11 protein-coding genes are annotated in these 8,486 nt (G+C 70.9%); 4 read left to right on the forward strand and 7 right to left on the reverse strand.

The window, feature by feature from the left end:
- Positions 1-291: 291 nt before the first annotated feature.
- The gene (locus tag DDV73_RS06640) at positions 292-870 is read left to right on the forward strand and encodes a Uma2 family endonuclease (protein ID WP_109506467.1); all 579 of its coding nucleotides are present in this window, start codon (positions 292-294) and stop codon (positions 868-870) included.
- On the opposite strand, the gene menD is transcribed toward DDV73_RS06640, so the two are convergent.
- Genes menD through DDV73_RS06655 form a run of 3 tightly spaced genes read right to left on the reverse strand, consistent with a single transcriptional unit; the run spans position 867 to position 4,479 of the window.
- Positions 867-2,492, reverse strand: coding sequence for a 2-succinyl-5-enolpyruvyl-6-hydroxy-3-cyclohexene-1-carboxylic-acid synthase (gene menD, locus DDV73_RS06645; RefSeq protein WP_109506468.1), 1,626 nt, complete (start codon positions 2,490-2,492; stop codon positions 867-869). The two genes, DDV73_RS06640 and menD, sit on opposite strands and share 4 nt — an antisense overlap.
- Positions 2,489-3,439, reverse strand: coding sequence for an o-succinylbenzoate synthase (locus DDV73_RS06650; protein WP_109506469.1), 951 nt, complete (start codon positions 3,437-3,439; stop codon positions 2,489-2,491). The genes menD and DDV73_RS06650 overlap by 4 nt, the downstream gene beginning before the upstream one ends.
- Positions 3,436-4,479 (reverse strand): AMP-binding protein, encoded by a 1,044-nt coding sequence (locus DDV73_RS06655; protein ID WP_109506470.1) that lies wholly within the window; start codon positions 4,477-4,479, stop codon positions 3,436-3,438. The genes DDV73_RS06650 and DDV73_RS06655 overlap by 4 nt, the downstream gene beginning before the upstream one ends.
- Positions 4,480-4,554: 75 nt before the next feature.
- Here DDV73_RS06655 and DDV73_RS06660 point away from each other — a divergent pair, with 75 nt between their 5' ends.
- Complete coding sequence (locus DDV73_RS06660; protein WP_109506471.1) at positions 4,555-5,010, forward strand: GNAT family N-acetyltransferase; 456 nt, start codon at positions 4,555-4,557, stop codon at positions 5,008-5,010.
- Positions 5,011-5,023: 13 nt separating this feature from the next.
- Here the strand turns inward: DDV73_RS06660 and DDV73_RS06665 are convergent, their stop codons facing one another.
- Together DDV73_RS06665 and DDV73_RS06670 are read right to left on the reverse strand one after the other, a co-directional pair.
- The gene (locus DDV73_RS06665; protein ID WP_109506472.1) at positions 5,024-5,434 is read right to left on the reverse strand and encodes a PIN domain-containing protein; all 411 of its coding nucleotides are present in this window, start codon (positions 5,432-5,434) and stop codon (positions 5,024-5,026) included.
- Positions 5,431-5,652 (reverse strand): type II toxin-antitoxin system VapB family antitoxin, encoded by a 222-nt coding sequence (locus tag DDV73_RS06670; protein ID WP_109506476.1) that lies wholly within the window; start codon positions 5,650-5,652, stop codon positions 5,431-5,433. The genes DDV73_RS06665 and DDV73_RS06670 overlap by 4 nt, the downstream gene beginning before the upstream one ends.
- Before the next feature lie 113 nt (positions 5,653-5,765).
- Here DDV73_RS06670 and DDV73_RS06675 point away from each other — a divergent pair, with 113 nt between their 5' ends.
- Together DDV73_RS06675 and DDV73_RS27780 are read left to right on the forward strand one after the other, a co-directional pair.
- Positions 5,766-6,653 carry a 1,4-dihydroxy-2-naphthoate polyprenyltransferase gene (locus tag DDV73_RS06675; RefSeq protein WP_109506473.1) on the forward strand — a complete coding sequence of 296 codons (888 nt, stop codon included), beginning with the start codon at positions 5,766-5,768 and terminating at the stop codon, positions 6,651-6,653.
- A gap of 89 nt (positions 6,654-6,742) precedes the next feature.
- Positions 6,743-6,883 (forward strand): hypothetical protein, encoded by a 141-nt coding sequence (locus DDV73_RS27780; protein WP_154402638.1) that lies wholly within the window; start codon positions 6,743-6,745, stop codon positions 6,881-6,883.
- Here the strand turns inward: DDV73_RS27780 and cds1 are convergent.
- Together cds1 and DDV73_RS06685 are read right to left on the reverse strand one after the other, a co-directional pair.
- Entirely contained in the window at positions 6,880-8,013 is a 1,134-nt protein-coding gene (cds1, locus tag DDV73_RS06680; protein WP_109506474.1) for an L-cysteine desulfhydrase Cds1, read from the reverse strand. The two genes, DDV73_RS27780 and cds1, sit on opposite strands and share 4 nt — an antisense overlap.
- The gene (locus DDV73_RS06685; protein WP_109506475.1) at positions 8,010-8,273 is read right to left on the reverse strand and encodes a DUF4229 domain-containing protein; all 264 of its coding nucleotides are present in this window, start codon (positions 8,271-8,273) and stop codon (positions 8,010-8,012) included. The genes cds1 and DDV73_RS06685 overlap by 4 nt, the downstream gene beginning before the upstream one ends.
- Positions 8,274-8,486 lie beyond the last annotated feature (213 nt).

The following is an 8,486-nucleotide window of genomic DNA, read 5'->3' on the forward strand; positions in this document are numbered from 1 at the left end:
TCCTGCTCGGCGGCCTCACCGTGTCCATCGCCGCCGAACTCGAGAACGACGACGAGGGCCGCAAGCCGAGCCACGGCTCCAGCAACCACCAGCGCATCGATCACCAGGACGGCTGAGCGGGATCGCGTCAGCGGAGGGTGCCGACACCGCTCACGATTGCACGTTCATAGCGCCATCCTGCCCGGCCGCCATCGCTTCACGCGGTCGCAGTTCGTGACAGAGCGGGCGCACGAGTGCCAGTGTCATACTTGCAACCGACGAGACCGACTCCGACGTTGAAGGGAGGCGAGCATGACCGTCGAGGCATTTCCCGAGTGGCTCCGGCCGCCACCGGGCGGCTTCACCGCCGACGACCTGGACCGGCTGCCGAACCTCCCTCCGCACACCGAGCTCATCGACGGGGGGCTGTTCTTCGTGAGTCCGCAGCGAGCGTTCCACCACCTCGTGATCTCTGTGCTTTCGAATGGCTTGCGCGACGCAGTGCCCGGCGGCCTCCGGGTGCGTGCCGAGATGACCGTGACCCTTGGTCGGCACCAGCGGCCGGAGCCTGACGTCCTTGTTCTCGACGCGGCCGGAGTGACCGATCTCAACCAGACGACGTACCAGCCAGAGCACGTGCGGCTTGTCGTCGAGGTTGTCTCTCCCGACTCAGTCGACCGGGACCGCGTACGGAAGCCGCTGCTCTATGCGGAGGCCGGCATCCCACACTTCTGGCGCGTGGAGAACGTCGAGGACCGGCCCGTGGTCTATGTGCACGAGCTCGACCCGGCGACCAGGGCTTACGCCCTCACCGGCATCCATCATGATCGGTTGAAGCTCTCGGTGCCGTTCGACATCGACATCGACCTCACCGAGATCGACCGCCTCTAACTGCTCTGCGTCGACAGCGCGCGGAGCCGCTCGTTGAGGTCGCGGCGGTTGTCCCGGCGGACCCGGGCCTCGACCACCTCGATGCCGCCGTTGGGGTTGGCCAGCGCGTGCTCGAGCTCGGGGATGGAGTCGACCTGCCAGTGCGGGGTGCGGGTGGCGGCGCACAGGGACGCGAGGTCGACGCCGTGTGGGGTACCGAACAACTTGTCGAAGCGGTCGGCGTACGCCGGGTCGCCCTGTTCCAGCATCGAGAAGATCGACCCGCCGTCGTCGTTGACCACCACGATCGTCAGGTCGGGGCGGGCCTCGTCGGGGCCGAGGATCAGGCCGTTGGCGTCGTGCAGGAAGGTGACGTCGCCGACCAGGGCCAGGTTGCGGGTGCCGTGCGACCGCCCCAGCGCGGCGCCGATCGCCGACGAGAGGGTGCCGTCGATGCCGGCCAGGCCGCGGTTGGCGATCAGCTTGCGCCGGTCGCCGACCTGGTACGGCACGGTCATCAGGTCCAGGTCGCGGATCGGGCTGGACGCACCGACCAGCAGCAGCCCGCCCGGCGGTACGGCGCGACTCACCGCGCCGGCGACCACATGTGGAGTGAGGTCGGGCTCGGCGGCGAGCAGCTCGTCGATGCGGCGGCCGAGGTCGGCGTCGGCAGCGTGCCACGCCTCCAGCCAGGCAGGGTCGTCGGGGTCGCCCTCCACGTCGATCGCGTCGTGCTCCGTCGCCTCGAACGGGCGATCGGGCCAGATCCCCCGCGTCCTTAGCGAGAGCACCTCGACGTCTGCACGTTCGAGCAGACCGGTGACCGGCCGGGACAGGGTCGGGTGACCTGCCACCACGACCCGCTCGACCTGCTTGCCGAGGTCGGTGCCGAGCAGCAGCCGGTAGGTACGCAGCGCGTTGCGGCCGGTGCGCGCACCCGAGGTCGGCTCGGCCAGCAGCGGCCAGCCACCCCGCTCGGCCAGCACCCGCGCCGCCGGCCCCGCGTCGTCACCCGCGACGACGACGGTCCGCGGCCCCCTCGCCAGGAGCACCCCGGGTGGTCGAGCAGGTTGCGCAGCAATCGACGTCGAGACCACCTCTGGGCTGTGGTGCCACGGGAGGTCGGGGACGAGGGGCGGGGTGAACTGGACGTTGAGGTGGACCGGACGGTCGATGGTCTCGACGACGCTCGCTAGCGCTCCCCGCTCGACCACCTCATCCGACGCCAGATCGGCGAACCTAGCCATCGCGCCGAAGATCTCGACCTGGTCGGTGGTCTGGTTGGCGCCGGTGCCGCGCAGCGACGCCGGCCGGTCGGCGGTCACCACCACGAGCGGCAGCCCGGCGTGCGCGGCTTCGAGGACGGCGGGGTGCAGGTTGGCGACGGCGGTGCCCGACGTACACATCACGGCGGCGCGGGCGCCGACCTTGGTCATCCCGACCGCGAGGTATCCGGCGGTCCGCTCGTCGACCCGGGTGTGCAGCCGGAGCAGGCCGCGCTGCGCCGCGTCGTACGCCGCGAAGGCGAGAGGCGCGTTCCGGGAACCCGGCGCCAGCACAACCTCGCGCACTCCGGCCTCGATCAGGGCGCCGATCACCGCTCGGGCAAGCCGGGTCGACGGGTTGGCGGGGGGTGGACTCACATCGGCCGATCTTGCCTTACGTCCCGAACCTCGGCGAGCCGAGCCTCCCAGTGCGCGACCCGATCGGGCTGCGCGGCCAGCGCGTCGAGCGCGTCCTCGTCGACGTCCGGCCGCCGAACCGGAAGCCAGCCGTCGACGGGCAGCAGCGGCTCGGTCGCCACGTCGGCGGTCAGCAGCTGCACGGTCGCCAGCCCGCACGCGTAGGGCAGCTCCGGCAGCGCCGCCGCGAGCGCGACGCCGGCGGCGATCCCGACCGAGGTCTCCAACGCGCTCGACACCACCACCGGAAGCCCGATGTCCTCGGCGATCCGCAGGCAGGCGCGGACCCCGCCGAGCGGCTGCACCTTGAGTACGGCGACGTCGGCGGCGTCCAGGTCACGCACCCGGTACGGGTCGGCGGCGCGGCGGATGGACTCGTCGGCCGCGATGGGTACGTCGACCGCGCGCCGTACCGTAGCCAGCTCCTCGACGCTCGCGCACGGCTGCTCGACGTACTCCAGCCCGCCGGCGGCGGTGTCGAGCTGCCGGATCGCGGCGACCGCCTCGTCGATGGACCAGGCGCCGTTGGCGTCGACCCGAACCCGGCCGGCCGGACCGAGCGCGTCGCGAACCGCCTCGACCCGCGCGAGGTCGTCGCCGACGCTCTGACCGGGCTCGGCGACCTTGACCTTGGCGGTCGCGCAGCCGCCGGCGGTCACGATCTCGTGGGCGCGCTCCGGGCCGACGGCGGGCACGGTCACGTTCACCGGGACCCGGTCGCGCACCGGATCCGGCCAGTCGCCGGCCGCCGCCTCCACCGCGCAGCGAAGCCAGGCCTCGGCCACCTGTGCGTCGTACTCGAGGAACGGGCTCCACTCGCCCCAGCCGCCCGGGCCCGGCAGCAGGGCCCCCTCGCGCACGGTGATGCCGCGGAAGCGGGTGCGCAGCGGGATCGACCAGACCCTCAACCCGAACCTTCCTCGGTGAGCGCGCGGCGGTCGACCTTGCCGTTCGGGAGGAGCGGCAGCGCGGTGAGGTGTACGACGCGGTGCGGCGCCCACGCGCGGGGGTGGCACTCCGCGACCCAGTTGCGTGCCTCGTCCAGGCTCAGCCCGCCGACCACGAACGCGACCACCATCTGCCCCCACTCCTCGTCGGGTACGCCGACCACCTCGACCGCCGACACCCTCGGGTGGGCACGCAGCCGGCTCGCCACCGCCGCGGCCGGGACGTTGACACCGCCGGAGACCACCACGTCGTCCTTGCGGCCGAGCACGTGCAGCCGCCCGTCGAGGTCGATCCGGCCGAGGTCGCTGGTCAGGAACCAGCCGTCCACCAGCGCGGCGCGGGTCAGCATCGGGTCGCCTTCGTAGCCGTCGAAGAGCATCGGCCCACGGATCTTGATCCGGCCGTGCCGGTCCAGCCCGAGCTCGACGCCGGGCAGCGGGTACCCGTCGTACACACAGCCACCGGAGGTCTCGCTCGCGCCGTACGTCGTGACGATGCGCAGGCCGGCCTCGCCCGCGCTGGTGCGCAGGGCCGGGTCGATCGGGCCGCCGCCGAGCAGGATGGAGTGGAAGGTCTGCAGCTCCGCGACCTCCTCGTCAGAGCCCAGCAGTCGGTGCAGCTGGGTCGGCACCAGCGAGACGAAGCGCGGGTGGGTCATGGTCGCGGCCGCCTCGGCCAGCGACGGGTGCTCGTCGAGCAGCACCGGCTCGTGACCGGAGAGCAGCGAGCGCACCATCACCTGGATGCCGGCGACGTACGACGCGGGCAGGGTCAGCAGCCACTGGCCCCGGGCGGGTGTGCTCGTGGTCCCGAGCCGCTCGGCCGTGGCTCGCGCGGACGCGGTCACGGCCGCCCGCGAGAGCACCACCCGCTTCGGCGTACCGGTCGATCCGGACGTCTCCACGACCAGCGGCCTCGGTTCGGCCGCGGCCGTCAACCAGTCGCGCAGCAGGCCGGCCACCGCACGCGGCGTACCGCTGACCGGCCGGAGACTGTTCACCCGAGCAAACTATCCCGCCCGGGCCGTCGGCGGCGCGCACAGCGCGGACTATGGCCGGTCTGGTTCAATCCCAATATGGAGCTCTCCTGGGCCGACCTGCATCACGAAGATCTGACGAAAGCTCAGCTGCATACGATCCTGGCACTCCGCAACCGCGTGTTCATCGTCGAGCAGAAGAGTCCCTATCTGGACGTCGACGGCCGCGACCTGGCCGGCGATACCCGGCACCTGCTCGGTGAGTCGGCCGGCGAACTGGTCGCCTATGCCCGGGTGTTGGAGCCGGATCCCGGCGACGGCCAGGTCCGGGTCGGCCGGGTGATCGTTGCCGAGGAGGCCCGCGGTGCCCGGATCGGCCGGTCGGTGATGGTGCGCGCGCTGGTGGCGTGCGAGACGCACTGGCCGGGGGCGCCGGTCCGGATCTCCGCCCAGGCCCATCTGCGCGACTTCTACGGCGCTCTCGGATTCCACGTGATCGGCGACGAGTACGACGAGGACGGCATCCCCCACCTCGACATGCTCAACCGGGCCTGACCCGATCGGGAGCTCAGAGCTCCCGCACCCGCTGCTCCTCAACGTCGGTGAGGTAACGCGCGGCCGTCACGAAGTCGGAGTCATCGTGCAGCACGACGAGCCCGCTCAAGGCTGCGGTCGCGCACACCAGGAGGTCCGGCAGTGACAGTGCCCGTAAGGCGCCCGCACGGACGAGGGTGTGCTGCGCCGACTCGATCCAACGCCACGCCGCCTTCGGAACCGCCACATCCGGATAGAGGTCACCGAACATCTCGGTCACCTGGAGGTACTCCTCGAGGCTCCGCGCGGACCGAGTGAACTCAGTCCGCTGCGGTGCGCACGAGCCGACCGCGCCGGCACTCACGAGCTCCTCGAGCCCGGTCGCCAACGTCTTGTCGCGTAGCAGCCGCCACAGCGCCGACGAGTCGAGGAGGAACTCGATCACCGCGACGGGCTCTTGTCGGCCTCGCGCATGTCTCGCCACGCTTCGTAGTCCCAGCCCTGGGCAACTAGTCGATGCTGGCGGAGCGCTTCTATCCGGCGTAGTCGCTCTGCGTACTCCCGCAGCGCGAGATTCACCGACTCCTTCTTCGTCCGGGCACCGGACAGCCGCATCACTTCGGCGAGCGCCTCGTCATCGAGGTCAATCTGAGTAACAGCCATGCCGACCTCCCTCATGCTCATGTATGTCTTGTATCAAGAGTACCAACAGATAGTACAAACAGAAGTTCGAGCCCCTGCAGGCTGTGCACAACGAGGCTGCTTGAATCTTCGGCATGGCCACCCCCGCCCAATGGTTCGCCGGAGCCCGGCCCCGCACCCTGCCCGCCGCTGTCGCCCCTGTCCTCGCCGGCACCGGCGTCGCGGCGTACACCGGAGACGAGGTGTGGTGGAAGGCGCTGCTCGCGCTGGTGGTCGCGCTGGCGCTGCAGGTCGGCGTCAACTACGCCAACGACTACTCCGACGGGATCCGCGGCACCGACGAGGAGCGGGTCGGGCCGCTGCGGCTGGTCGGCTCCAAGCTCGCGGCGCCGCGGGCGGTGAAGAACGCGGCGTTCGTGGCGTTCGGGGTGGCGGCCGTCGCCGGGCTGGTGCTCGCGGCCACCACCGCCTGGTGGCTGGTCGCGGTCGGTCTGGTCGCGGTGCTGGCGGCCTGGTTCTACACCGGCGGCTCGAAGCCCTACGGCTACCTCGGCCTCGGCGAGGTGATGGTCTTCGTCTTCTTCGGGCTGGTGGCGGTCATCGGCACGACGTACGTGCAGACCGAGACCTTCGACGCCGACATCGCGCTGCCGAGCGGGTACGCCGCCATCGGCATCGGCGCGCTGGCCTGCGCGATCCTGGTCGCCAACAACCTGCGCGACATCCCGACCGACCGCGAGTCCGGCAAGATCACCCTCGCCGTCCGGCTGGGCGAGGTACGCACCCGCGGCCTCTACGTCTTCCTGCTCGGCGCCGCGGTCGTCGCGCTGGTCGGGCTCGCCCTAGCGACCAGCTGGTGGGCGCTCCTCGGCCTGGCGTTCGCGCCAACCGCCGTCCGCGCCGGCATCATCGTCCTCGGCCGCGCCTCCGGGATCAGCCTGATCCCGGTCCTCCAGCAGACCGGTGTCGCCGAGCTCCTCTACGGCGTCGGCATCTTCGTCGGCCTTCTCCTCGCTCGCTAGGCCCGGATAGTCCAGAACGTTTGACATCGGTTCGGCGCCGAAAATGATGTCAAACGTTCTGGACTATCCCGCGGCGTACGCTGGACGGCATGGTGACATTCCTGATCATCGTTGCGATCGCGGTCGCGGGCTTCGTGGCCTGGAAGCTCCGGGTGCAGATCCTGGCGAAGATCCTCGGTCAGCCCGAGTCGCGGATCGAGCGGCAGCTCAACCGCCGGCGCCGGGACTAGCGACCACTGGGCTCCACCCACGCGCCGGTCTCGGCGAAGCCTTCCAGCGTCTTGCTGTACGGCGCGATGTCGATGCCCTGCGCCGCCAGCCAGCCGTCGTCGTAGTAGGTGTTGGCGTAGCGCTCACCGCCGTCGCACAGCAGCGTGACGACCGAGCCGGCCTCGCCCTCGGCGCGCATCCGCGCGATCTGCCGGAGCGCGCCCCACAGCGCGGTACCCGTCGAGCCGCCCACCGAGAGCCCGGTCAGCGCGGAGCACCACCGGGCGGCCGCGATCGAGGCGGCGTCCGGCACCGAGAGCATCGCGTCGACGACATCGGGCTGGAACGACGGTTCCACCCGCGGCCGGCCGATCCCCTCGATCCGCGACGAGCCGCCGGTGACCACGTCGGCCGAGCGGGCGACGTACGACGGGAAGAAGGCCGAGCTCTCCGGGTCGACCACGAGCACCCGGGTCCGGTGCCGCTGGTAGCGGACGTAGCGGCCGATGGTCGCCGAGGTGCCGCCGGTCCCGGCACCGACCACGATCCACGACGGCACCGGGTGCCGCTCCAGCGCGAGCTGCTCGAAGATCGACTCGGCGATGTTGTTGTTGCCGCGCCAGTCGGTGGCGCGCTCGGCGTAGGTGAACTGGTCGAGGTAGTGCCCGCCGGACTCGTCGGCGAGCCGCCGCGCCTCGGCGTACACCTCGTCGGAGCGGTCCACGAAATGGCAGCGCCCGCCGTAGAACTCGATCAGCGCGACCTTCTCCCGCGAGGTGGACCGTGGCATCACCGCGACGAAAGGCAGCCCGAGCAGCCTGGCGAAGTACGCCTCGGACACCGCCGTCGACCCGGAGGAAGCCTCGACGACGGTCGTCGTCGCGTTGATCCAGCCGTTGCAGAGCGCGTAGAGGAACAGTGACCGCGCCAGGCGGTGCTTGAGCGACCCGGTCGGGTGGACCGACTCGTCCTTCAGGTAGAGGTCGACGTCCCACGACGCCGGCAGCGGGAAGACGTGCAGGTGGGTGTCGGCCGAGCGGTTGGCGTCGGCCTCGACCTTGCGGATCGCCTCGTCCAGCCAGTCCCGGCTCTCGGCGTCGAAGCGGTCAGAGACCTGGCAGCAGCCCGCGCCGGACTCGGGATCGGTCACTCGTCTTCCTTGCTGCGCATCTCGTCGAACTTCGCGGCAGCACGGTCGGCGCGTCCCTGCACCCGCTGCGCGAACGCCTCACGCGGCCGGTTGAGCAGGAAGTACGACGCCACCCCGGACAGCAGCACCGCGACCAGCAGCGGCCCGAGAACCGGGATCTGGTCGTCGCTATCCAGCAGCCCCCAAATGCCGGCGACCACGACGAAGCAAGCGATGAACAACAGGACCCGAAGGCCGGTGTAGACGAGGAACTCCTTCACCCCGCCACCCTAATCCGCCGACCCGGCCCGTCTTCACCCACCAGCACGCCGACCCGGCCGGTGTTGACGTATGAGGACGCCGCCAGCGGAGCTCCGGGTCGAGGCGAGTCTTCGCAAGCTGTGAGTGTCAGTGGTGGCTGGCCCGGGGCTGGCTGGCAGGGTGAACCGGCTGGTTCTCCTCCGTGTTCGTGACCCATCGCAAGCTTGGCCCGA

It is taken from the genome of Nocardioides speluncae (genome assembly GCF_003121585.1).
In the GTDB taxonomy this organism is placed as follows: Bacteria; Actinomycetota; Actinomycetes; order Propionibacteriales; family Nocardioidaceae; genus Nocardioides; species Nocardioides speluncae.